This is a genomic window from Cellulomonas sp. NEAU-ZC6 (assembly GCF_056844425.1).
Genome location: NZ_JBXFYH010000001.1, coordinates 799,432 through 825,232 on the forward strand (window position 1 = coordinate 799,432; position 25,801 = coordinate 825,232).

Sequence of the window (25,801 nt, forward strand, 5' to 3'; positions counted from 1 at the left end):
TCCGCGTGTTCAAGGCTGCTCCCTTGAGCGCCTGACCTGCACGAACGGCAACCCCGTCACCCTCGTGGTGGCGGGGTTGCCACATTTTCTGCCACAACCGCGTGCAGGGATTGCCGCGATGCCGGGCCTCCCGACGGTCCCCGGCATGCACACGCGCACCACTCCCCTGTCCCCGGTCGACCTGGCCGACCCGATCTGGACGATCGAGCACGTCGCCGCCGCGTTCCGCCTCGGGGTCCGCGCCACCCGCTCGCTGATCGCCCGCCCCGACTTCCCGGCCGCGTTCCGACTCTCGGACGCCCGCACCGCGCGGCTGTACTGGCGCCGGGAGCAAGTGCTCGACTTCGTCGCCGGTGGCGCCACGACCGGCGCGACGCAGACGACGTCGGCGCCCCTGGCGCCCCGATCGACGGTGGCCGCCGGTAAGCCGGCCCGCGCCACCACCGGGCCAGTCGACGCCGAGAGCCCGCGATACGTCGGGACCGACGACGACGCCCTGGCCGCGATGGCCGCGCTGCGCGCCGCGCAGGCGGTGGCGGCGTGAGCGCCCGGGCCACCGGCCTGCAGGTCGGTACCAGCGGGCGGGTCACCCTGTACGGGCCGACCGCGTCGCGGCCGACCTACCGGATCACGGTGATCGACGAGCAGGGAGCCCGGCAGCACCGGTCCGCGGGGCAGTCTCCCCGAAAGGCTTGGAACCGGGCCCAGGAGCTGGATGCCGAGCTCTCGGGTCGCCACGACCCGCAGACCCGCACCCTCGGGGACCTGGTGGCCGACTACGTCAGCACCCCGGCAGGGCGCAAGTGCGACAAGCGTGGTCGCGCGCTCGGCACGAGCTGGTCGACCAGCCACCACCGGACGGTCACCCAGGACCTCACCCGGGCCGTGGCCGAGGTCGCGACGGTGCCCGCCCACGCGCTGGACCGCGCCGTGGTCGACCGGATGCGCACGGCCTGCGGCACGCACGGCATGGTCAAGCAGATGACCCGGCACGTGCGCGGCTTCCTGAACTGGGCCTGCCGGCAGGGCGCGCTGACCGACGCCCAGGCGGCGCTGCTCCCGGAGCAGTACGCGCCGCTGCTGGACCCCCGGTTCCCGCAGCCGGAGGCACGGCCGTCGCGGCGCCAGTCCGCCCCCATGGTCGGGCAGTCCGAGGACTACGTGGGGCCGGAGGACTGCCCGCTGCACGAGGCCGTGCGCGCGTTCGCCGACGAGCTGCAGCGGCGGGTGCGCTGGGGCGCGCTCGCCGTGCACCTCGCGGCCGGAACCGGGCTGCGCGCCGGCGAGCAGTTCCAGCTGCGCGCCGACGACGTCGTCACGCACGACGGCCACCTGGTGGTGCGGGTCGACTGGCAGTGGTCCACCGGCGGCACCCGGAGGGCGCGACCCAAGACCGGCAAGCGCCGTCGGGTCCCGGTACCCCCGGTCACCCGGGACGGAATCGGCCTCGAGCAGATGCTCCGCGACCGGGTCCTCGAGGCGAAGGCCGAGCAGGCGGCCGGCACGAACCCGGAGGCGCTGCTGTTCCCCGCGCCCGAGGGCGGCATGTGGTGGTCGTCCAACCTCACCGAGCTGCTGGTCGCGGCCCAGAAGGCCGCGGGGTGGGCGTTCGTGATGGTCGCCGAGCGGCGCAAGCTCCGCAACGGTGCGACCAAGGAGGTGATGGTCACCCAGATGCAGCACCCGTGGCACTCGCTGCGGCACCGGTTCGCCCGGGACATGATCGACTGGCTCCGGCTCACCTCGGCACAGCTGATGGTGATCGGCGGTTGGTCCAACCCGATGGTGATCGGCTCGCGGTACTACATCGCCGGAAGCGAGCACTGGGCAGCGGCCACCGCCGCCGTGCACCGCGCCGACGGCGAAGTGGTGCCGGACCCGTGGGACGAGGCCGCGGAGGCCGTGCACGGCTCCGGTGCGGTGCCGTCCCGGCAGGCCGGCGTTCGCTCGCCGGGCCGGCGCGCCGACGTTCCGAGCGGGGCCGGGCACCTGGCTCCTGTGGCGGGCCCGGGGCACGCACCGCACCTGGCGCAGCGAACACCACCCCGCCGCGATTGACTGCAGCGTCGTCACGCGAGTGGTCGTCCTCCCGGTCGGAGGCGGCCCGGCACCCCCCGAGGTCCGCCGAGCAGCTGCGTCGCAGGTGCCACCAACCGGGGACGTCATCGTCGGACGACATGGCGGCCTCGGCCTCGGTCGCGCGACCGGTTCAGTGCGGCCGGCAGGCCTCCCACCCGCTCCAGACGGCCAGCGGCCGGCCGGCGTGGAGCCCGGCCTGGCCGCCGGTCCGGGCGAGAAACTCCGCCAGCGGCGCGGTCGGCCGGCCGCTCGTCCCCGCCGGCGCTCTCGGTTCTCCGATCCCCGGTGATGCGCCGGTGGACGTCGAACGCGAGCGTGCCGGCGTCGACCTGACCGCGGTTGCCGCTCGTGGCGTGCGACGGGAAGTGGAGGCCCGGGGGGTGGAGCTGCTGGACCACGACGCCAAGACCACCAGGGGCTACTCGCGACTGACCAACAAGCGGCTGCGGGACCAGTTCCTCGCCGCAGCCCGCCTCGACGCGGACGGGCTTGTTCGGCTAACTCCCCGACCAGGGGGTACGTATCAGCAGTTCAGGGGCTGTGTACAGGCTGGGAGTGTCGTCGTGTACAGGCACCTAGCCTCGGAGTGCGGTGAAGGCGAGAGGGATGAACAAGATCAGCGCCACGACCACGATGCCGAGGTAGACCCTTGACCGCTGCCAGTGGACGTTGGTTCGCCGCTCCGGCGGTAGCCGCCGCCAAACCAAGATGCTCACCGCGACGGCGACGGCTCCGACAACCGCCAGAGGTACAACCAGAGCAACGACGTCAGACATGGCTCCCTCTCAGCTGAACACGGTGTCTCGAGCGTAGATCGTTCCCCATGTCCCGACGGCAGGCCCAATGACCGCACGTCCAACGGCTACTGCGGGCTCCCGCTGCAGCAGGACTGCGAGACCCCAGAACGCATGCTCGGACTGCAAGCCGTACTTCGTGACGACACCGGAGTTTCTCCCTGCGCATGAGGCGCACCGCCAGCGCACCGCCGAGACAGTCGAAGCCGCTGGAGCCGCCGGGCACACCCGCATGGTCGAGAACTCGACATCCCGTTCGAGGAAACGGCACGACGCCATGAGACGCGACCTCAGGCAACGGAGTTCAGCGTTCAGGACATGGCGGAGTGGTGGTCCCCCGACGATCGCCTCGGCGTACCAGGGGAGGTCATCATCGGCCCTCACGAGCAGCCCGGGACGGTCGTGGCGACGATGCTTGCGCTGGTGCGACCCGCGGCAATGAGACGCCGTCGATCCCGCGGCGAGATCACGTCGTCACGCTCGCCTGATGGCTCCCGCGAGGGATTCGCTGTCTGGCAACATCCGACGCATGAGTGAACCAACGGCGCCACTTGAGCCCGAGTGCATCTTCTGCGCCATCGCGGCCGGTAGGGCGGAAGCGAGCCTCGTTCACCAAGACGAGACCGTGGTCGTCTTCATGGCGCTGCACCCCGTCGTCCCCGGCCATCTGCTGGTCGTGCCGCGCAAGCACGCGGTGGGCCTCGAGGACCTTGATCCAGTCACGAGCGCCCATGTCTGGTCGGTCGGGCACGACATGGCGCGAACTCTGCGACGCTCCGGCATCCCCTGTGAGGGGATCAACGTCTTTCTCTGCGACGGCGAGGTCGCCTTCCAGACGGTCTTCCACTTCCACCTGCACGTGATCCCGCGCTACGCAGGCGACGGCTGGAAGATCATGCCGGACGAGGTGGAACGCGACAGGTCTCTTCTCGACGCCGACGCTCGAACGATCAGAGACGCGCTGCCGACGGCGCGTCACCGAGGTGAGTGAGCGCCGCGCGTCTACTCAGTGGACATGCCCATCAAGTACACGCACAAGTCAGGACGCCTGAGCGAGCGATCGCCTGCAGATAACCCCGACGCGGTCGAGCACGCCTTCGTACACGAGTGCGTCGCTCTCCTACGGACGGAAGGCAAGCGCCCGGTTCTGAGCCGCGGACGGCCGTGGCGGCGCAGGGACGCGCCCACCGCTGGCATGCGCGCCGACGCGCGCTCGCGCAGGACGGCGTGCGCCGGCCAACGAGATCGCTGCATCTGCCGTCCGTTGTGGGTCGGAGGGAGCGAGCGGGTGGTGCGCCACACCCGCGCTGCCGCCTCTTCCTCGCGATCGGGGAAGCATGTCAGAGGCCGGGTCCACCCTGAGACATGGACTGCAACGAGCTGCCGACGCGGGAGTCGCTGGAGATGAGCACCGCGCGCGGGATGTGGCGAATCGCTCCCTCGTCCGCCACTGTCTACTTCCTGAACCTCGCTGTGCAGGCCGTCCTGCGAGCACCGGGTCTCGGAACGGTCCGCTTCCCGCTGGACGACGAATCGGCGCTCCTTGTCGACGTCATCTGCTGTGACCCCATCACCGGCGCGCCAGAGCGTGCCGTCGTCGGGCTGAACGGACGACCGCGCTACCGGTTCGACCCCGGGCCGGACCGGCCCGACGTCGAGCGGCGACTCCAGCGCAACGTGACCTCGATCGAACCCGTCCAAGCGGCGGCTACGGCCGGCCTGCGCGCTTCAATCGTTCCAGCTCTGCGGTAGCGACCCGAGGAGGTCCACATGGCAGACGCGAAGGAAGCCTCCGGACGAACGGAGCCCGACCACCAACACGCGTACGACGCCCTGATCGGTCCGTTCTACACCGCCGCCGCCGTCCGACACCTGCTCGGCGACGTGTCCGGAGAGGCACTCCGGTCTCGCGTGCGCCGCGGTTCCACCCTCGAAGTTCGCACCGCCGACGGGGTACGGCTGTACCCGCAGTTCCAGTTCTCCGGTCGCCGCATCGACCCCGCTATCGGCGAGGTGCTCAGCGCGTTTCGCGACACCCCGGTGGACGGATGGGCCATCACGACATGGCTCTCCTTGCCGCAGGATGAACTCGACCACCAGTCTCCGCGCGAGTGGCTGAGCCGACCGAGCGCCGACCTGCAGGTCGTGCTTCGCCTCGCCCGCCAGACCGCTCACCGCTGGACGGCCCCGTGAACGCACAGACGGACCACGCCCGCGGACCAGCCAGCGCATCGACGGCCGGTCACCGTTCGGCCGACCGCCGGGCCGTCGCCGAGTCGACACGATCCAGCACGCGAGCAGCCACGTCGGCCGGCAGGTCGACGAACCGTTTCCCCAACGGGTCCGCGGCGTCCACCAACGCGGCGAGCAACGTCGCGACATCGGCTTCGCGTCTCATCGGGGGCGGTCGATGTGCCGAATCGCCGCAGAGGAAACAAGCACCACGCCTGTACCGCGGGCCAGGGTGTCGACCATGGCGGTGAGCACGGCCCGGGCCTCCGAATTCTCGTCCAGCAGCTCCAGGGCGGCACGCACGACTTCGAGATCGGACGGGTCAGCACGGTCGACCGTGAGGATCGTCCGCACGCAATTCTCCTCTCGTACCGGCAAGGGACTCCCACGCCCCGAGACGGGTGCGCTGGACCGCCGCGCCTCCGCTCGACCCGAGGGCGTCGCCAGGCGCCGAGTGGCGCGGCCCGGTCACCTCGCCCCACGTTTCTCGATCAGAAGTCTGGCACCGACCGCCGACACCGCCGGGGGTCCCACGGACACGGCCCTACAGCTTCGCTGCCCCAACTCTCCCGCCTGTTGGACGCCTGAGCAGCACTCGTGGGGTTGTCGCACAACTGTGCGACAACGTCGCCGGTTGGCCCGAGCGCCCCCGAGGCCCGGGAGGTGTCGGTGGTTCGTTCTACAGTCCCCTCGCAGATCCAGGACGCGATCAAGGGAACCGACATGCCGCTGCCCGGTACGACAGGAAGTGCGCTCCGAGCGGGTCGAACGACTCGTCGCTCTGGCTCATCGACTGCCCCTTCTGCTCCGGTCACGGGTTCGGCCCGAAGGCTACCGACGTGGTCAGACACCCGATCGCGGGGACTTCCGGGGGCCTGCGCGGCCGAGGGCTGTTGTCGCGACCGAGGCGGATGTCTGCGCCGTCGTCGATCCGACCACGATGGACGGCGCCCAGCAACGCCCGGCAACCCTGCCAATCGCTAAGGCACGCACCGCGGTACATTCGTCCAGACAGCGTCTGGACGCGTGCGGGCGAGCTGCACCAGGTCTGCGGGTAGCCTCGCCGCGCTGCTCGAAGTCTCGATCAGGAGGAGCCGTGATGCCGAGCGAGTTCCGTGCCGTCCGCCTTCCCCGACGGACCCTCACTCCTCAGCAGGCCGCGAAGTTCGCGGCTCTTCGTCGGGAGATCGAGACCGAGCTGGCCTCGCGCGCGGACCAAGCGCGGCACCACCGACGGTGGGCCTGGACACGAGGCCGGTCGTCTGGGACGGCCCGCTGAGTCGGATCGGAGCACTCTGCACGGTTCCGTCTCGCGGATGCCGGCTCGCACCAGAACCGCGCACGGCGGAGGCGTGTCGGAGGCCGGTGCAAACCTGGACCGCATGGACGCGATGGAGCACGCCGGTCCGAGCACCGTCGAGGTGCTGCACGTGGCCAACGAGCGAGGGATGTGGCGGATCGGCTCTGCCGGCACCACGTACTACCTCCTGGACTTGGAGCGCGTGACTGTGGTGAGAGTTCGAGGCACGGGATCCGGGCGATTCCCCTTCGACGACCGATGGAACCGACTCCTGGACGTCACCTCGTGGAACCTCGGGACCGGAGTTCCGGAGGCTGGTGTCATCCGGGTGGGCGGGAGGCCGCGGTACACGTTCGATCCGGACCCGACATGGCCCTCGGAGGAGTGGCGGTGGCAGCGGATCGTGACATCGATCCGACGGATCCCGCGGGAGGAGGCCGGTCGGCACCGGAGGGCGTTCACTGCGACCGGATGAGCTCTCGTGCAGGCCCTACCGGCGGTTGACGGCCCTGATCCACACCCAAGTATGGTCGAGATGGCCGAATCGTCGACGAATCGGACCCGTACGGCGCCCCGGGTCCACGCGACCGCGTCGCCGTCCACCTCGACGTCCTCGCCGCTGACGGTGAGCACCCACGCCCGCACCGGGATCGTGCGCTCCGCGCGCACCCCTCCGGCGCCGCGGCATCAACGATCTTGCTCGCTCGGGAAAGGCGTGTTTCCGATGGGGCGACTCACGAGCACTTCGTACTGACGTTGGATGAAAGCAAGCAGCGCGCGGGTGATCCACCATCGCACCGGACGCCGTTGAGGCGAGGCCTAGCCGACCACCTCGTCATCGCGGACGAGAGCGACCCGGAGATCACTGTGCGAGATACGGGAGAATCCAGTGCGTCCGTCTGGCGAGCCGAGGAGGGGAGCACCATGGAGAACCACACCCGGCGGGGAGTTGACCTCGAAATCGACTTCCACAACGAGGACGCCACCGGCTTCGTCTGGCAGTGGCTCAGCGAGGCACGCGACCCCTCGGTCGTCGTGCCGAACGCGATCATCGTCGTCGGAGACGACGACTGTCGCGCGATCGCGCGAGTCGTCGACCAAGTGTCGACCGACACTGGTGACTACGTGCACCTCCAGGTCCTACCGGGCACCATCGAGGACTATCGCCAGGCCGTTCAGCGAGCATCCACGCCCGTCGCGTCACCACCACGGCACCTGCACCCGCCCGAGCGCGAGCCCGGTCAGCGCCGATCGGTTCCTTGAAGTCGACGGGTAGTCGCAACCTGAGGCACCCTCGGCTCCACCCGCAGGTCCGCGTGTCGGGAGCACATCCCGATCGGATCGCGATCAGCGACAGCGACAGCGACAGCGACCAGACCGTGACCGATCGCCGATCGCCATCTCCGATCCGCGTGCGGCGGCCTGCGGTGGTCGGCTCGACCCGGATCGCGATCTGCGATCCGGGTCGAGTTCGTGCCCGATCACCTACCCGACCCCGATCGGGCAGGGTCAGCTGCCGGGCAGCAGATCGTCGTCTGGGCGACCGCCCCGCGGCCCGATCACGACGCTCACAGCGCTCACACGTGTGCCCGACTGCGCGGTCGTTCGCTCTTCAGACGATCACCACCGGCCCCCACCGGCGGCCCGTCGCCCGTGCGACGCCGATACTTCGAGAGAGACGCACATGCTTCCCCGCCCCCTGACGATCCAGACCGCCGACAAGCTGGCTGTCGAGAAGCTGCCGCCGGTGACCATGGTGATCGGTGACATCTGGCCTGCGGGCCTGTATCTGCTGGCCGGTGATCCGAAGTGCGGGAAGTCCCTTCTCGTCCAGGATCTGGCTCTGGCGATCGCGACCGGATCACTCGCCTGGGGCGCATTTCCGGTCGCGCCGGGCGACTGCCTGTACCTCGCCTGGGAGGGCGGCCGGCGATCGTTCCGTGATCGGATCCTGAAGATGTTGAACGGCGCGCCGGCCCCCGCCCGCCTCTCGATCGCGTACGAGAGCGCCCCGCTGCTCAGCGGGCTCGAGGAGCAGATCGAGCAATGGCTGCACCAGCAGCGCGCTCCCCGGCTGGTCGTGATCGACACGTATGCCGCGGTCGCGCCAGAGGCCCGTGGCGTCGACCGGAGGCAGGACGACTACAAGGCGCTCGCCGGGATGCGCGACCTCGCCGCCCGGTGGTCCGACACGCTGTTCATCGTGGTGCACCACACTCGCAAGAGCGTCGCGGGTGAACGCGAGGACCCGATGCAGCGGATTAGTGGCAGCACGGGACTGACTGCCGTCACGGACGGCAACGCCGTGTTGTCGCGCGCGGTCGGGTCTGCGCACTGCACGCTCGACCTCCGACCGCGCAACTCCGAGGAGGTCCATCTGGTACTCGGTCGCGACGAGCGTCTGCGCTGGCGCCCTGCCGGGTCCGACGAGCGGGCCCTGCTGTCGCAGCGCCGGCAGGAGATCCTCGCGTGGTTGGACGAGCACGAGGGCGGCACGCCCGCGGAGATCGCCGAGTCGCTCAAGGCCGATCCGGCCGCGGTCCGCCAGGCCCTCGGCTCGATGCTCGCAGACCACCAGATCGAGAAGCCGCGGCGGGGCTGCTACACGCGAGTGAACCCGCTCGCGGCGGCTTGAACAGGGATGCTGCGGCCCTTGTGGTGCCGGGCCGGGCGCCGACGGTCCGGCCCAGCGGCTCACCTCGAGCCGCGAAGGGCACGGGAAGAGCTATTCCCGTTCCCTTCCGGACCGCCGGGCTCGGCCCGGCCGGAGGCACCTACAGTGAACGACATGCACCCCGCGGGCCCGCCCGCACCCGGGCACCCCACAGCCCACGGCGAAACGCCGCGAGCCCAGACCGGCCCGGCCCGGGACCCGCTCGCCGACTTCCTCACTCGCGCCCAGGACGCCCGCGCCCGGCACCGGACCACCGCGGCGGCGACCGCCGGCGGTCGCCCGCAGGACTGGGCCGACCCGGACTCGGTCGCTCACCTCGCGCTGCCCGACGGGCACCGCCCGTTGGACCGGGCGCTGCTGAGGTCCAAGGAGGGCAAGACCCGAGACAACTTCCTCAGCGCGATGCGCGTGGTCTACGCGATGCTGACCGGGGTCCAGCAGCGGACTGTCACCCTCGAGCAGCTTCAGTCGTTCCCCTGGCACCAGATCAGCGTCGATGACGCCACGGACTTCCGGCGCGCGGTCTACCGGCGATACACGCCGCAGTCGAGCCGCAACGACAAGGTCTGCACGCTTCGCCGCGTCCTGGACGAATGCTATCGGCGCGGCCTGCTCTCCGCGCTGCGCCACGACCTTCTCGGAGACGCCCTGTACACCCTGGCGGTCAGCTCCGAGTCGGCACGGCGACGGCGGCTCTCCGACGCTGAGGTGACAGCCCTCATGCAGGCTGCGGCCGACGACAGCAATCCGCGGGCAGCAGCACGGGACTGCGCGGTGATCGCGTTGTTCCGTACCACCGGCATGCGCCGCGGCGAGCTCGTGCGAGCCACGCTCGCTGACTACGACCCCGCCCAGCGGACGCTGCTCTTGCGGGAGACGAAGAACGGCAACCCTCACCTGGTCTTCTTGAACCCGCAGGCCCAGGAGTACTTGCACGGGTGGCTGGCACATCGCGGATCCGGCCCCGGCGCGTTGTTCACCGCCCTGAACCGCCACGACATGACTCACCTGAATCCCGTGACGGCATGGGCGATCCTGCGCCGCCGGGCTCGGCAGGCCGGCGTCGCACCGTTCAGCACCCACGACTTCCGGCGCACGTTCGCCAGTGACCTGCTCGGCGAGTTCGACCCCTCGCTGGTGTCCAAGCTGTTGAACCACCGCAAGCTCGACAGCACCATGGGCTACGACCTGCGCGGCGACGACCTGAAGCGCGAAGCGGTGGCCTCGCTCCGGCTCCCGACGGTGCCGCCGCCCACCCCCGTTCGGCCGGTCGCTGGGACGAAGCCGACACCCGAGGGGTGCGTCTCATGAGCGACCGCCACGGCCTGCACCTGGTCACCCCGGAGGAGAACGAGACCGCCGCGCTCCGGGCTGCGGCGATGGACCGGTTCGAGGCACGGTACAGGCACAACGCGGAGAGCCGGCGCGCCATGCGCGGCGCGCTGGACCGGATGGCGCGGACGTTCACCGAGGGCCGGCAGGACGCCCGCACGTTCGCCTGGGAGCTGCTGGTCGACGAAGTGCTCGCCGGTGAGGTCTGGGGCACCGCCGAGCGTGGCTACGCCCGCGCCACGGCAGTTCGGGACGCCTCGGCGCTGCGGGTGATGCTGGAGTGCTGCGAGCGGGTCGGGCTGATCACCTACGAGGAGTACCGGCACGCGTGCTCGTTCGAGACCAAGGGCGTCGGCACGGTCCGGGAGCCGGCCGGTACCTTCCTCACGCCCGAGGACGTCGTGCGGATCGTGCGCGCGTGCCTGGACGGGCCGGGGACCGAACTCACCCGGATCCGGGACGCCGCTCTGGTGCTGACCATGGCTGGGTGCGGGGCCCGACGTCTGGAGATCGGCGGTGTCCGCCTCCAGGATGCCCACCTAACCGACGCCCGGCTCTGGCTCGGTCAAACCAAGGGCGGCCGGCCTAGGGACGCCTACCTGCACCCGACAGCCGTCGACGCCTTGACCCGGTGGATCGGAGCCCGGGGCACCGAGCCCGGTCCGCTGTTCGTGCCGCTGTCGCGCTCACGGGCGCTGGTTGAGCGCGGCGCCTTGAGCGAGCACCAGATGTGGAAGATCCTCACCCGACGCGCGCAGCAGGCCGGTCTCGGCCGGGTCACGCCGCACGACATGCGTCGGTTCCTCATCTCGAATCTGCTGGAGACGGTGGATGTCACGCTCGTGGCCCGGATCGTCGGGCACAAGCGCCCGAGCACCACCGCGCAGTATGACCGCCGACCCGCGGCAAGACAGCGGGACGCCGTGGCGACACTCAGCCTCCCGCGAATCGACCTTTCGCTCCTCGAAGGGTCGTGACGCGGACCACACTAAGGTGCCACCACCACACACATGCCCGCCGCGCAGCGGCGCTGCGGGGCCCGGCGTGGGGTCCGCCACACCACCTTCGTCAGGCCCGTGGCGACTCATGGCGTGTCGATCAACGCCGTTGGGGTGGTATCGGGCCAACGTTGCGCCGTCCGCGCGTCGAATGACGCCGTGCTTGCTTGCCGACCTGGCAGGATGCATGCGGCACCGAGACGCACGGAAGCCGCGTCTAGATCACCCGATCGAACAGTTGAGGCACACGTACATGGACCGGCAGTCGAGCCAGTGGCGCTCGCTCGGCGAGCCTGCGGGCCCCGGCGAGGAGGAGGCACTCGCAGCCCTTCGCGCGTTGCTCCCTGACGACGCCGTGACGCAGGCATGGGCGAACGTGTCGTTCGTCGATCTGCAGGGCCGAACGGCCGAGGTCGACCTCCTTCTGATCAGCCGGGTCGGGTTCTTCCTGATCGAGCTCAAGGGCTGGCACGGAATCATCGCCGGGGACCAGCAGTCGTGGCGACTCACCGCCCCGACCGGCTCCGTCCGGCACGAGCGGAACCCTCTCTACGCCACGGACGCCAAAGCCAAGCGGCTCCGCAGCCTGCTGCAGCAGCGCGCGAGTCGGGGTCAGCAGGTTCCCTGGATCGAGCCGCTGGTCGTGATGCACGGGCGCCGATCGCGGGTGACGCTCCCCGAGGAGCTCGACGAGAAGGTCGTCGCGTTGGACGGATTCGACGTCCGAGGGCTGGCCAGCACGCTGCGCACGGTGCTGGACACGCCGCCCAGTTCGAACAGCCACCGCAGCATCATCGACGGCCCGTCCGCGACCAGAATCCGCCAACTGCTGCAGCAGGCGGGCTTCGCACCGACGCCGCGCAACCGCATGGTCGGGCACTACTCGTTGGCGTCGGCCGACGCGCTCGATGAAGGGCCTGGGTGGTCCGACGTGCTCGCCACCCACCCCACCCTGTCCGGCGTGCGGCGACGCGTGCGGCTGTTCAGCACCCCACAGGGCGCGTCGCAGCAGCAGCGCGAGGAGATCGCGCGTGGTGCGCGCCGCGAGTTCCTCTTCACCCAGGGCATCGCCCACCCCGGCATCGCGGCGCCTCTCGAGTTCGTCCCGGAGTCCGACCTAGGGCCAGCATTGCTGTTCGACTACGACGAGCACGACGTCCCAATCGACGTGTTCTTGACCGAGCACAGCAGCGAACTTGGCCTCGACGAACGGCTGAGCCTGGTCCGTCAGCTGGCGGAGGCACTGAGGTACGCCCACCAGCGCAAACTCGTGCACCGGGCCCTGACACCCCGGCAGGTCTACGTCCGACCCAGCGACTCGCCGACCGTGATTGTGCGGGACTGGCAGTCGGGGCGGCGCACCAAGACGACGGCCGCGCCGACCGTGACGTCGTTCGGGACTCTGGACGTCCGAACCGCGGTCGACGCGGAAACCTGGGTGTACCTAGCACCCGAGGTTCACGCTGGCGGTGACGTCCCGGCGATTCCGCTGGATGTCTACGGGCTCGGCGCGCTGTCGTACCTCGTCCTGAGCGGAAAGGCGCCGGCGGCTTCGCTCGCGGAGCTCGAGGAGCGGCTGTCCTCCGACGGCGCGCTCGACCTGCACCGGGCCGATCCCGACACGCCTGAGGCTCTCGCGGATCTGCTGATGCTGGCGACGGCGCGCGTCGAGTCGGACCGGCTCCCGGGCGTCGATGCGTTCCTCGCCGAACTTGACGAGGCCGTCGAGCGCATCACTGCTCCGGACCGGTCCGCATCGATCGACACACGTGAGCAGGCCCTCGACCCGCTGTCGGCTGCTGTCGGCGAGTCGCTCGACGACCGGTTCATCGTGCGCGGCACGCGCGGATCGGGTTCGACGGGCACGGCTCTGCTGGTCGACGAAGTCACCGCCGACACGGCCCGCGAGGGCGTAATCCTCAAGGTCGCGCGCGATGACGCCGCCGCTGCGCGTCTGGACGACGAGGCCGCTGTTCTGGAGGTCGTCGGCCGTCACCCTCACGTCGTCTCGCTCCTCGACGGGCCGCTCACGATCGGCGGGCGCCGCGCGCTGCTGCTGTCGGACGCCGGCCCGCAGACTTTGGCGGGGTGGCTCGAGGCGAAGGGCCGTTCTCCGCTCGACGAGTTGCAACGGTTCGGTGGTCATCTGCTGGACGCGGTCATTCATCTGGAAGCAGCTGGCGTCTTCCACCGGGACATCAAGCCGGCGAACCTTGGTGTCGGTGCCGATCCCGGCACGCGCCGCCCGCGCGTTGTCCTGTTCGACCTCTCACTCGCGCGGGAACCGCTCGAGCACACGTCGTCAGGCACCCGCGGATACCTCGACCCGTACCTCGCGCGCCGTGACGCCAAGGGGACCGCACGTCGGCCCCGATTCGACCGCGCCGCGGAACTGTACGCCGTCGCGGTGACCTTGTTTGAGATGGCCACCACCAGCACCCCGTGGTGGGCAGATGGAGAGCTTGGTCCGACGGGTGCCAACGAGGCCGCGGTGGTCGACGAGCAGATGTTTGAGGCGCCGGTGGCCGGCCCGATGGCCGACTTCTTCCGACGTGCGCTCGCGCCCACGGCAGCCGATCGCTTCCCGGACGCAACCACGATGGCCCAGGCGTGGTCGTCTATTTTCACCGCACTGGACACACCTCGCGGTGACGACGACGACGCGACGCGCGACGCCGCAGCCGAGGCAGCCACGCTCGACACGCCACTCGACCAAGCGGGCCTGACGGCACGCGCCGTCTCCGCGGTCAGCAGGCTGGAGACCACGACCGTCGGCGAACTGCTGAGGACCTCTCCGATGCGCGTCAACGGGCTACCCGGCATGGGCGAACAGCTCCGCAAGGAGGTTCAAGCACGCGTCCGCTCTTGGCGCAAGCGGCTGCTGGCGTCGGCTGCTTCCACGACCGACCACGTCGCCCCCATCGCCACCGACCGAGGTGTCGAGTCCACGCTCATCGCCCTCTCTCGCACGCGCGACGAGAAGCACGCCGCCATTCTGCGGACCGCACTCGGCCTCGAGGGCGACGCCTGGTGGCCGGACGTCGCTCACATTTCCCGAGCCACGAACGCGACGCGCGACGAGGTGGCCCGCACGCTCGACACCGCGGCGAGCAAGTGGCGCCGATCGCCGCTGCTCACCGAGCTCACGGACGAGGTCGGTGCGATCCTGACCGCCGAGCAGCACGTGGCCACCCTTGCGGAAGTAGCGCATGCCCTGCTACTGCGGCACGGTTCCACGGTCGAGGGCGAGGCGCGGATAGCGCACGCCGCCGGGCTGGTGCGAGCCGTCGTCTCCGCCGACGATCCCGACACGCCGCGCTTCGAAGTTCGCCGCACGGGCGACCTCGTGCTGATCGCCGCAGCTGGCCGGCCCGGCTTGCTTGACGAGGCCGCATCGCTGCGTCGCGCCGTGCATCACCTCCTGGCCGATCAGGACGTGCTCCCCGCCGCGACCGCGCGGACCGAGCTGCGTGCCAATGCCGGCCGGCTGCTCGGCGACCGGCACGTCGTCGGCGACGACCGCTTGCTGCGCCTCGCGGCCGCCGTCGGCGACGCGAACCTGTCAAGCGTGCATGAGCTGTATCGCGGCTCGTTGTCGCACACGCGGGCCTCAGAAATCGCGCTGCGCACGGTGACGACAGCGTCGATCACCGTCGCCGGTGTTCATAGGCGCGTCGCGGCCCGCTTTCCCGCCCTCGCTCCGCTGCCTGGGCGCCCCGAGCTCGACGCGATCGTGCACTCCGCCCTCCCGACGGTTCACTGGACGGGCACTGAGTACGCGCGGCCCACCCAACGCTCCACCGCCTCTTCCACAACCGGTCGTGCCGCCGGACCGCAGTCACCTGACGCAGTCGAGCAGACACTGCGAAGATCATTGGCCTCGTCGTCAGCGCTCACGCTCTGCACGACGCCGGGCAGCCACGACCGGGCAGTGACCGCACTTGCGACCACATACGGCGTCGCGGTCGTCGATGTCGCCGCAGCGTTGCTCGCCGCGGTGCACCAGCTCGCGGACCGCGACGGCGCCGACTGGTCGGTGGTGGTCGGCACGGATGCACGCACCGACCACCCCGACTGGCCGGTGCTTTGCGCTCTCGTTTCCGACGCCATGACAGGACCGTGGTCGGCTCTCGTCGCCGACGAGCGACCGCTGCTGCTCGTGCGCGCCGCGCCGCTCGCACGGTACGGCCTCACGCCCTGGATCTCGACCATGCTCGATCAGGCGACTCCGCGCCCAGCCGCACGCTGGCTGCTCGTACCGCGCCGCGCGTCGCAGCGCCTTCCTGCGCTGGACGGTCATCCCGTACCGCTCGGCGCGGACGGCTGGCTTGACCTGCCCATCGACCTCACACCCGCCGCACTGGGAGCACCCGCGTGACCACGACCACCGACGCCCGCCGCGCCGACCACAGGACCCTCCTGCCGTCACTGCGCCGACGCGTCATGCTGCTGGAGAAGGATCTGCGCGAGCGCTCCGATGACCCGGAGATCGACTGGTCAGCGGACCTGCGACGCGAGTACGACCGCGCTGTCGAGCGGGAGCGGACCGCTCTGACGTGGTCATCGTGGCGCGATGGCGAAATCGCGCAAGCGGCGGTCGCCTGGGTTCTCGCCTGCACATTCCTGCGGTTCTGCGAGGACAACCACCTGTTGGACGGGCATCCAACGGCGGGAGACGCGCCTGTGTGGATCGCCGGGCCGGACGGACGTACCCGCGAGGCCATCGAGAACGAGCAGGCGCACTACGAGCGCCGCCCCACCGACCTGTCGATCGATTGGCTGCACGTCGCGTTCGACGCCCTCGCCTCCCTTGCCGCCGGCGAGGCGCTGCTCGACCGAGAGCACAACCCCATCTACCGACTCACGATCTCCGAGCCGGCCGCCAAGGAGTTGCTCGAATTCTGGCGCAGCATGGACGCGACCGGCACCATCGAGCACGACTTCACGGATCCCGAATTGGACACCCGCTTTCTCGGCGACCTGTACCAGGAGCTGTCGGACCACGCGAAGAAGACGTACGCACTGCTGCAGACCCCTGAGTTTATCGAGGAGTTCATCCTCGACCGCACGCTCACTCCAGCGATCGCCGAGTTCGGCATCAGCGAGCTGCGGCTGATCGACCCCACATGCGGGTCCGGCCACTTTCTACTGGGTGCCTTCCACCGCATAACCGCCGAACTCGAGGTCCGCGAACCCAACCTTCCCGCACGCCAGCGTGTTCAACGCGCTCTCGCCTGTGTGCACGGCGTCGATCTCAACTCGTTCGCCGTAGCAATCGCCCGATTTCGGCTGACGATTGCCGCCCTACGTGCGGCCGGCGACACCCGGCTGACCGCAGTGCCCGACTACCACCTCAACCTCGCGATCGGTGACTCCCTGCTCGGCGCACACGGGCGACAGGGCATGCTCGACTATGACGGCACGGGAGACGAGTCCTTCAGCTACTCGAGCGAGGACATTTACCGGTTCCACGACCTGCTCGAGTTCGGGCGCTACCACGTAGTGGTGGGCAATCCGCCGTACATCGCCGTCAAGGATAAGGCCCGCAATCAGCGGTACCGTGAGCTCTTCCCCGATGCATGCACTGGCAAGTACGCCCTGTCGGCGCCCTTCGCGGAGGTCTTCTTCCGCCTCGCCAAGGAGAGCGATACCGCGGGCGGCGCGGGATTTGTCGGACAGATCACCTCCAACTCATTCATGAAGCGCGAATTCGGCAAGAAGTTGATCGAAAAGGTCCTTTCCGGCAAGAGCCTCCGTACGCGGGTCGACCTGACGGACGTCATCGACACCTCACGCGCCCACATCCCTGGGCACGGCACGCCGACGGTCATTCTCGTCGGCCGCCGCCGCGCGCCCGACCCGCGCGCACCGATCCGCGCCGTGCTCGGCGTGCGCGGTGAGCCCGGGGAGCCACGTGACCCGGCGCGAGGTCTCGTATGGCGAGAGATCACCACGCACATCGACGCCGCACCGCACGACGGCACCTACGTGACGATCGCCGATGTCCCCCGCGACTCCTTCGGCTCGCACCCCTGGTCACTCGCCGGTGGCGGCGCCGGCGAGCTGAAGGACCATCTAGACGCAGCCGGGACGTCAACGCCGCCGGACCACGCCTTCCGCATCGGTGTGTTCGGCATCATGGGCTCCGACGACGCCTTCATGACTACTCCCTCCGACGCTCGACGCAAAGCAACCGACGGCTGGCGCGACCTCGTTGTGGGCGACCAGGTGCGCGACTTCGCGGTTCAGTCCGCCCACCCGGCGTTTTTCCCGTACACGAGCGGGCATGAACTGCGTGACTTGAGCGACTTTCCTCCGGTCGAGCAGCGCCTCTGGGCCATGCGCACCGAGCTCGGGAATCGTGCGACGTTCGCGAGGTTGACCTACTTCCAGGAGGGCCGCCCCTGGTACGAGTGGCACCAGCTGCCCAAGGACGACGGCGCGCACCCGTGGGCTATCACGTTCGCGTTTGTGGCGACGCACAACCACTTTGTGCTCGATCGCGGCGGCAAGGTGTTCAACCGGTCGGCGCCGGTGATCAAGCTGCCGCGTGGCGCCGGTGAAGACGAGCACCTCGCGCTGCTCGCCGTCCTCAACTCGAGCACCGCCTGTTTCTGGCTCAAGCAGGTCAGCCAGAACAAGGGCAACGGCGGGATCGGCGGCGGCATCGGGGACGAGTCCTGGGAACCGCGGTACGAGTTCACGGGCACCAAGCTGGAGCAGTACCCGCTCCTGGCACACCGGGCGACCGAGTTCGGGCGCGCCCTGGACGCGCTTGCCCAGGCAGCGGCGAGCACCACACCCAGTGCTGCCGTCCGCACACCAGGCGCACCGATCGGGGACTCGCTCGCGACCGCAGCCACGACATGGGCAACCGCACGCGCACGTCTCATCTTCGAGCAGGAGGAGCTCGACTGGGACACGTACTACCGCTACGGCCTGACGACTGAGCGACTGACGTCCGGGGAGCCGTCGGCAGAGATGGCAGCCGAGGCGCGTCGCCTAGCCCTCGGTGAGCGGGCGTTCGAGATCGCGCTCGCCCGGCGGATCGCCGACCGCACAGAGGAGTCCGCGTGGTTCGACCGCCACGGCTCGACGCCGCGCACTGACCTACCCGGATCCTGGGGAGCTGGGTACCGCACGCTCGTCGAGCGCCGGCTCGCGGAAATCGAGAAGAACCCGCACATCCAGCTGCTCGAGCGGCCGGAGTACAAGCGGCGCTGGGCTGCGTTGCCGTGGGAGTCCCAGGTCACCGCGGCGCTCACGTCGCTCGCGCTCGACCGGCTGGAAAGGGCGGACCTATGGCGCGACGGTCGTGGCGCCAGCACGCTGTCGGTCGCCCAGCTCGCGGACAGAGTCCGCGGCGACGAGGTGCTGGGTCAGGCGCTCGCGCTGCTCGCCGGCTCGACGCAGTACGACGCCGTAGCCACTCTGACCGCACTGTTGAAGGACGAGGCGGTGCCGTTCGCCGCGGCGTACCGGCTTACCGACGCAGGCATGCGGAAGTTCCGAGACTGGCAGCAGGTTTGGGCGCTGCAGCGGCGTGAGGACGCAGGCGAGGCCGTGACGATCCCCGTGCCGCCGAAGTACGCGCAGGCCGACTTCCGATCGACCGCGGCGTGGCGTGCGCGTGGCAAGCTCGACGTGCCGAAAGAGCGTTTCACCGCCTACCCGGGCGTGACGCGCGCCGGTGACACCTCGCCCGTCATCGGGTGGACCGGGTGGGACCACGCCGATCAGGCGCTCGCCCTCGCCCGCGCCCTCGGCGACCTGCAGGCGCAGGGTGCCACGACGCAGGCTCTCACGCCGCTGCTCGTCGGACTCGCCGAACAAGAGCCGTGGTTGCACCAGTGGCATGCCGACTATGATCCAGCGCGCGGAGGCAGCCCGGCGCAGTCGATCACCGGCCTGCTCGACCATACGCTCGCCGGTCTCGGCCTGACCCGACTCGATCTTGATGCCTGGCGCCCGCCAGCGGCGGCGCGCGCTCGTCGTCCTCGTTCCACTGCTGCGGAGGCCTGACCATGTCGACCCTGCTGCGCGACGTCTTCACTATCCCGGAGAAGGTCGACGCGTCCGACTTCGTGCTTCAACTGGTCAAGGGCGTTCAAGCATCCGATCGGACGCTGCGCGAGTACGTCGTGACCGATGCTCTTGCTAAGGCGTTCGATGACGCACTGGGCCTGGTGGAGCGGACGCTCGCCGGCCAGACCTCCAAGGGCGCGTTCGTGCACGGCTCTTTCGGGTCCGGCAAGAGCCACTTCATGGCCGTACTGCACCTGCTGCTGTCCGGGAACACGTCCGCCCGAGCGCTGGGCGGGCTGCAGGCGGTCGTCGCAGGACGTAGCGACGCGCTAAACGCCCGGTTGCTCACCCTGGACTACCACCTTCTCGGACGGGAGAGCTTCGAGTCGGCATTGTTCGACGGCTACCTCTCGACCGTCGCGCGGCTGCACCCCGACGTCGCGCCACCGGTGCTGCATCAGACCGATAAGTTGCTAACGGACGCCGTGCACATGCGTGAGGTGGCGGGCGACGAGAGCTTCTTCGCCCCGCTGAACAGCGCAGCTGGCACCTCCGCCGGATGGGGCGCTCGTGCCGCCACGTGGACCGCCGAGTCGTTCGCTGCCGCGATCGAGGCGCCCCTCGGTGATCCCCGACGCAGTGCGCTCGTAAGCGCGCTTGTCGCGACGCACTTCACCGGCTACACATCTGCCGGGGCGTGGCTCGAGACGTCGGACGGCCTGCGGGCGATGACCACGCACGCCAAGACACTCGGATACGAGGGGATCGTCCTCTTCCTCGACGAGCTGGTGCTGTGGCTCGCGCAGCACCTAGGCGATTCGGCGTTCATCCAGAACGAGGCGTCCAAAGTCGCGCTGCTCGTCGAAGCGGGAAACCTCTCGCTGCCGATCGTGTCTTTCGTCGCTCGGCAGCGCGATCTCAAGGGATTCCTCGGGGGCTCCATGCCTGGAGCCGAGCAGGAGGCCGTCGGCGACTCGTTCAGGTGGTGGGAGGAGCGGTTCGAGCGCATCGACCTCGCCGCCGCTGACCTGCCCCAGATCGTGCACCGTCGCCTCCTCACTCCGACGTCCAACGGAGGCGCCGACGAGGTCCGCCGCGCCGTCGCCCGCGTGCAGAGCGACTCGGCCGCGTGGAACGTGCTGCTCACCGACGAGCTGAACTCCAGCGGCGCGGACTTTGCATTGACGTACCCGTTCTCACCCGCGCTCGTCGACGCGATGGTCGCCCTCTCGGCACTCATGCAACGCGAGCGCACCGCGCTCCGGCTCATGGGTGAACTGCTCTCCGCAGGCCGTGATGAGCTCACGGTCGAGCACCTGATCCCCGTCGGCGACCTATTCGACGTCGTGGTACTCGGCGGCTCGCAGCCACTGACTCCCGACATGAAGGCGCGCTTTCGCAACGCCGAACAGTTCTACACGGACAAAATGCGGCCCTATCTGCTCGGCGTGCATGGCTTGACCGACCAGCGGGCACGCGCGTTGCCGCGCGACCACCCGTTCCGCACAGAGGACCGTCTCGCCAAGACGCTCTTGGTTGCTTTCCTAGCTCCTGGTACACCGTCGCTACGAAACCTGACGTACGCCAAACTCGCCGCACTGAACTACGGCACGGTCGCTTCGTTCGTGCCTGGACAGGAAGCCATCGCCGTCATGGGGATGGTCAAGCGGTGGGCCGCTGAATTCGGCGAGGTCCACGTGGGCGAGGGCGACAACCCTGCCGTCTCCGTCACGCTGACAGGCGTCGACTACGACACTCTCATCGAAGCGGTGCAGAGCGAAGACCGTACGGAGACACGTCGCGATCTGCTGCGTCGCACCCTAATGTCCGAGCTCGACGTGCGCCAGCAGCCGGGTCTAGAGACGCAATGGACCACCACGGTCCTGTGGCGAGGCAGCTTGCGGCCAGTGGACGTCGTGTTCGGGAACGTGCGCGACTCGGGTGAGCTGTCGGACGATGCGCTGCGTGCGGTGCCGGGCCGGTGGAAGGTCGTGATCGACTTTCCGTTCGATTCCGGTGATCACACCGCAATCGAGGACCTCAACAGAGTGCACGCCGTGCGTGAACGCGGCGAGGCCAGCGCCACGCTGGTATGGCTGCCGCACTTCCTGTCCCCGGCGCGTATGGACGACGTGGGCCGCCTGGTGCTCTTGGAGTACCTGCTCACGGGCGACAGGTTCGACTTGCACGCCGCGCGCCTCGCAGTCGGTGACCGCGAGCCGGCGCGCATGCAGCTGGAGAATCAGCGCCGCAACCTGCGCGCGCGGCTCAGCGAGGTGCTACGCCAGGCGTACGGCGTGACGAGCGCGACGGCTGAGAACGTCGACGTGCACATCGCCGAGAGCCAGGTGTACTCGACGCTTCTGCCAGGTGTGACGATCGCGCCGCCAGTCGCGGCAACGCTCCGTACCGCGCTCGAGGCCGCGCTGCGTCAGGGACTCGATTCGCAATACCCTAAGCACCCGCAGTTCGAGACCCCCGATGTCGAGGTGAAGACCGCGGATCTGCGCACCGTGCTTGAGCACGCGCGCCTGGCACTCGACGCCGGTGGACGCATCGACGGCATCGAGCGCTCGCGCGCCTCCGTCCTGCGCCGCGTGGGCATGCCGCTCGGTTGCGGCATCGCCAGGGAGACGGTCTACGCGCTCGGCCCGGACTCGTTCCGGTGGCTCGACGACTTCACGCGCTGGAACGCCGAGGCGGATCCGTCCGGTGTACTCGTCCGTGACCTGCGCGTCCGGCTCGAACCGTTCGGTCTGGTCAGCGAGGTGCAGGATCTGCTGATCGCGGTCTGGGCCGCCCTCGAGGATCGCGAGTGGGTACGGGCAGGAACGCCGGTGTCTCCACCCGGGGTCGGGCAGCTCGCCGCGGACATGGTGCTGCGCCCAGCGCGACTGCCGAGCGAGGACGAGTGGGCGCGAGCCAAGCGCGCCGCGCAGGCGCTGTTCGGAACTGGTGCCCCACCGCGCCGGTCCGCCGCGGGTGTCACCAACCTGGCGCGTGACGTGCGCCAGAGGGTCGGCGCGCTGCGAGGGCCAGCCGCTGAGCTCGTTCTGTCCCTACGGGACCGTGCCGACCTCCTGTCTCTGCGAGCCGACCACGCTCGGCTCCAGGCCGCCGAGGCCGGAGACCACCTCACGGCCCGCCTCGCACGTGAGAGTGACGACACCGTTCTGTTGCAGGTGCTCGCATCGTTCGACCTGCCCAGCGAGCCGCAGCCGCTGGCGCGCTCGCTTGCCTCAGCCGGATCCGTGACCGGTGCTCTGCATTCGACTGACTGGGACCTGCTCACCAGGGCGCTTGGCACTGCAGGCGGCCGTGAAATCCTCGACCAGCTCGCAACGGTCGCGGGCAGCGCCGAGTTGCATGCGCCGCTGGAACCGGCGCTGCAGTCGGCTGTCCGGGCGGCTCGGGACTTGCTGCTGCCGCCTATGAAGCCCGGTCGTGTTCCCGCACCGACCCCGGAGCCCAAGCCCGGGCTTGGTCCCGCGGTGCAGATTCCCAGGGACACTGTCGACTCGATCGTGCTCGACTTCGAGCACGGGGACACCGTCGAGTCCGCCCTGGCCGAACTCCGCGCCGCCGAGCACCAGGCGCGCGCCGCGGGCCACAGGCTCGAGGTCACTTGGCGGTTCCTGTGAGGCCCGCGTGAGCGACCGCATCCCGCAGGCTTCCGAAGCACTCGTTGCGGCCCGCGCCCGCCGGCTCGTGTCCGGCGGGGGCGCGCGCGTCCTGGTGCTGCGCGCCCGCCCTCAGTGGTCGGGCCGGGACTCACTGCTCGTCGACGGTTCGACGGTGCGGGTGCGGCCGGCACCGTCGCAACTTGCCGCGCTGGACGAACTCGCTGCCCTGGGGCCTGAAGAGTTCCTGGTCATGCTCACCGACCGTGGCGAGCACGACCTCGGCGACGCTGTGCTAGTGCGCGCCGACAGGCAGCGCATCGAGCCCGTCGATGAGTGGGACGCGGTCGCAGGGCTGTTCCACGCACAGCGCCTCGACCCCGCCCTCGCAAGCTACGGCCCCTGGGTCGCCACCGCCCTGCTCGATCACCAGCCACCTACCGGCTGGCCCGCGATAGCCACCGGGGTCGTCACGTCCGACCACGCGCTCGGGAATCTCCTCGCGCATCTCCTGGGGATGTCGTTGCCTGCTTCGGTCGACGACGTCACTCTGCTCACGGCCCTCGACGAGCCACCCGCGCGGCAGGCGTGGCACACACTGCCCGAGGTGGTGCGCAACGGCCTGACGCGGTGGGCGCACGACGCACTGGGCACCACCGCAGGTCTTGCGCTGACCGCCGCCGCCCGCAGCCGCACCTCGATCGTCGCGATCGGCCTGGCGCTCGACGTGCTGTGGGCGCCGGGCGCCGCGACGTCTACACCGGCACAAGGTGAGGCGCGCGGCAGGATCCAGAGCGTGCACTTCGGGACGGCACGAATCACTTCGCTGCAGGCGCGGGCGTTCGCGACGGTCGCCCGCACCATCGCGCTGCGCGCTGCGGCGACCGACTCGACCGCCTTGGCCGGAGTGTTCGCCCAGGCGACCGTTCTCCTGGAGCATGACCTCGCCTGGCCTGACGGCGTCGCCCGCTCCGACGTACTACCCGGAGGCCTGCAGGCACGCCTGCACGACCTGGCAGCGCTGCTCGCGCATGCGGATGTCGAGACGCTCCCGGGCATGCTCCACCGCATAGAAGGAGCGTTGGGCGACGTTCTCGCCCATGAGGGCGCGCACGCCCAGCACAGCGAGGTCCAGGCCGCACGTATGGCCGTCCGTATTGCGCGGCGTCTAGCCGTGCAGGAGTCGCTTAACCTGCCCTCGACCCTCGGCGCCGCTTTGCACTGGTACGTGAATGATGGTGCCTGGATCGATCGGGCGGCCGCCGTGCTGTGGGACGGTGCCAGCGACGACGCCGTGGCGGCTGCGTACGGTTCGCTATTGGCGATGGTGCGCCGAGACCGCGACGCCTATGACAAGGTGGCCGCCACCCTGCTCGCCCAGCGAGACCCCAGCCTCGAGGACGTCGTGTTGATCGAGAACGTGCTGCGCGACGTAGTCTCACCGCTGGCTCCCATGCGCCCGCTCGTCGTCGTCCTGGACGGCATGTCCGTCCCCGTCGCGCTCGAGCTGGTCGAAGCGGCCGCCTCCGAAGGCTGGCTCGAGCTCCTTGCGGGAAACGCACGGACCCCGGTCCTATCCGCCCTGCCGTCCCTGACACGCTGGTCGCGTACCGCACTGCTGACAGGCGCTCCAGGTGTGGGCAGCCAGGCGGCGGAGGCCGCGAGTATCCGTGAACGCGGAGGCGCGCTCTTCCACAAGGACGACCTCCGCTCCGCCGGTGGCGAGAGCCTCGCAGCAGCCGTCCGTGAGGCGATCGACGACCCCGGGCGCAGATTCGTTGCCGTGGTTCTGAATACGATCGACGACGCCCTCGACAAACAGGACCCCGGCGGTACCCGCTGGAGGCTCGACGACGTGCAGCACCTGCGCGCGCTGCTCAATGCAGCCGCCCTCGCAGGCCGCGCGGTCGTCCTGACCTCGGACCACGGCCACGTTGTCGAACGAGGCAGCGAGGCGCGCTCGCACCCGAGCGCTCAGACGCGCTGGCGACCGGCCACCGGCGCGACACCTGATGCAGACGAAGTGCTCGTCACCGGACCTCGGGTGAAGGATGGCTCCGCGATCCTGCCGTGGCGCGAGAGCGTGCGGTACGGCACCTTGCACTCCGGGTACCACGGTGGAGCGAGCCTGGCGGAGATTGCCGTCCCGCTCGTCGTGCTGACCCGAACCGCTGGGGTTCTCCCCGCTGGGTGGCGGGTGGCCACCCCGCAGGCACCCGTGTGGTGGAACGAGTCACGACTGCCCGAACCTGCACCCGCGACTCGTCGCGCACACCGACGACTCGGCGGAGCGGTCGTCGACTTCGTCCCGGCCCCCACCCCGCCGGCGCCCCGCCCTGCTGCCGCACGCAAGGCAGAAGAAGCCGGGCAGGGCACGCTTGGTTTCGACGTGGAAGACCACCCGTCGGCAGCAACCGGCCTCGATCCCGTTGCGCAACTCGTCGCCGCGTACGAGGCCAGCCCGGTCGCCGCCGAGCAACGGCAGCGAGCCGGCCGGCGCGCAGTCGGTCCCGGCGAGACCGCTGCGGCGCTACGGGCGCTGCTCGCCGGCGGTGGACGGGCACACCGGGACACGATCGCGAGTGCGCTGGACGTACCGTCGTCGTCGTTCGCCCCGTCGTTCGCCGCGTTGGGGCGCCTGCTGAACGTCGAGGGCTATCCGGTGGTGTTCATGGACACGGACGGCGTCACCGCCTGCCTGGACGAGTCCCTGCTGCGCGAGCAGTTCGGGCTGGGCCGGCGGTAGG

16 protein-coding genes are annotated in these 25,801 nt (G+C 69.9%); 15 read left to right on the forward strand and 1 reads right to left on the reverse strand.

Features of this window, described 5'->3' with window-relative positions; genetic code table 11:
• Window positions 1–145: 145 nt before the first annotated feature.
• From AC1050_RS03750 to AC1050_RS03775, 6 genes are all read left to right on the forward strand, one after another.
• Window positions 146–544 carry a helix-turn-helix transcriptional regulator gene (locus AC1050_RS03750; protein WP_482386034.1) on the forward strand — a complete coding sequence of 133 codons (399 nt, stop codon included), beginning with the start codon at window positions 146–148 and terminating at the stop codon, window positions 542–544.
• On the forward strand, window positions 541–2,058 hold the full coding sequence (locus AC1050_RS03755) for a tyrosine-type recombinase/integrase (RefSeq protein WP_482386035.1): 1,518 nt from the start codon (window positions 541–543) through the stop codon (window positions 2,056–2,058). Before AC1050_RS03750 ends, AC1050_RS03755 begins: the two co-directional genes overlap by 4 nt.
• A 317-nt stretch (window positions 2,059–2,375) precedes the next feature.
• The gene (locus AC1050_RS03760) at window positions 2,376–2,732 is read left to right on the forward strand and encodes a hypothetical protein (protein WP_482386036.1); all 357 of its coding nucleotides are present in this window, start codon (window positions 2,376–2,378) and stop codon (window positions 2,730–2,732) included.
• Between the two features lie 670 nt (window positions 2,733–3,402).
• Complete coding sequence (locus tag AC1050_RS03765) at window positions 3,403–3,864, forward strand: HIT family protein (protein WP_482387235.1); 462 nt, start codon at window positions 3,403–3,405, stop codon at window positions 3,862–3,864.
• A 374-nt stretch (window positions 3,865–4,238) separates the two neighbouring features.
• Entirely contained in the window at window positions 4,239–4,625 is a 387-nt protein-coding gene (locus AC1050_RS03770) for a hypothetical protein (RefSeq protein WP_482386037.1), read from the forward strand.
• Window positions 4,626–4,643: 18 nt separating this feature from the next.
• Window positions 4,644–5,066, forward strand: coding sequence for a hypothetical protein (locus AC1050_RS03775; protein WP_482386038.1), 423 nt, complete (start codon window positions 4,644–4,646; stop codon window positions 5,064–5,066).
• A 201-nt stretch (window positions 5,067–5,267) separates the two neighbouring features.
• Here AC1050_RS03775 and AC1050_RS03780 read toward each other — a convergent pair whose 3' ends face one another.
• Window positions 5,268–5,459: a hypothetical protein gene (locus tag AC1050_RS03780; RefSeq protein WP_482386039.1), complete on the reverse strand. Its 192-nt coding sequence runs from the start codon at window positions 5,457–5,459 to the stop codon at window positions 5,268–5,270.
• Window positions 5,460–6,487: 1,028 nt separating this feature from the next.
• Between AC1050_RS03780 and AC1050_RS03785 the strand changes: the two genes are divergently transcribed.
• From AC1050_RS03785 to pglZ, 9 genes are all read left to right on the forward strand, one after another.
• The gene (locus AC1050_RS03785; protein ID WP_482386040.1) at window positions 6,488–6,880 is read left to right on the forward strand and encodes a hypothetical protein; all 393 of its coding nucleotides are present in this window, start codon (window positions 6,488–6,490) and stop codon (window positions 6,878–6,880) included.
• Window positions 6,881–7,329: 449 nt separating this feature from the next.
• On the forward strand, window positions 7,330–7,668 hold the full coding sequence (locus AC1050_RS03790) for a hypothetical protein (protein WP_482386041.1): 339 nt from the start codon (window positions 7,330–7,332) through the stop codon (window positions 7,666–7,668).
• 421 nt (window positions 7,669–8,089) lie between these two features.
• Entirely contained in the window at window positions 8,090–9,040 is a 951-nt protein-coding gene (locus tag AC1050_RS03795) for an AAA family ATPase (RefSeq protein WP_482386042.1), read from the forward strand.
• Window positions 9,041–9,193: 153 nt separating this feature from the next.
• Window positions 9,194–10,390 carry a tyrosine-type recombinase/integrase gene (locus AC1050_RS03800; RefSeq protein ID WP_482387236.1) on the forward strand — a complete coding sequence of 399 codons (1,197 nt, stop codon included), beginning with the start codon at window positions 9,194–9,196 and terminating at the stop codon, window positions 10,388–10,390.
• Window positions 10,387–11,388: a tyrosine-type recombinase/integrase gene (locus tag AC1050_RS03805; protein ID WP_482386043.1), complete on the forward strand. Its 1,002-nt coding sequence runs from the start codon at window positions 10,387–10,389 to the stop codon at window positions 11,386–11,388. The genes AC1050_RS03800 and AC1050_RS03805 overlap by 4 nt, the downstream gene beginning before the upstream one ends.
• A 274-nt stretch (window positions 11,389–11,662) precedes the next feature.
• Window positions 11,663–15,787 carry a BREX system serine/threonine kinase PglW gene (pglW, locus tag AC1050_RS03810; RefSeq protein WP_482386044.1) on the forward strand — a complete coding sequence of 1,375 codons (4,125 nt, stop codon included), beginning with the start codon at window positions 11,663–11,665 and terminating at the stop codon, window positions 15,785–15,787.
• Window positions 15,784–19,431: a BREX-2 system adenine-specific DNA-methyltransferase PglX gene (pglX, locus tag AC1050_RS03815; RefSeq protein ID WP_482386045.1), complete on the forward strand. Its 3,648-nt coding sequence runs from the start codon at window positions 15,784–15,786 to the stop codon at window positions 19,429–19,431. Before pglW ends, pglX begins: the two co-directional genes overlap by 4 nt.
• A gap of 2 nt (window positions 19,432–19,433) precedes the next feature.
• Window positions 19,434–23,075, forward strand: a complete 3,642-nt coding sequence (locus AC1050_RS03820) for a BREX-2 system ATPase PglY family protein (RefSeq protein ID WP_482386046.1) — start codon at window positions 19,434–19,436, stop codon at window positions 23,073–23,075.
• 7 nt (window positions 23,076–23,082) lie between these two features.
• Window positions 23,083–25,800, forward strand: coding sequence for a BREX-2 system phosphatase PglZ (pglZ, locus tag AC1050_RS03825; RefSeq protein WP_482386047.1), 2,718 nt, complete (start codon window positions 23,083–23,085; stop codon window positions 25,798–25,800).
• Window position 25,801 lies beyond the last annotated feature (1 nt).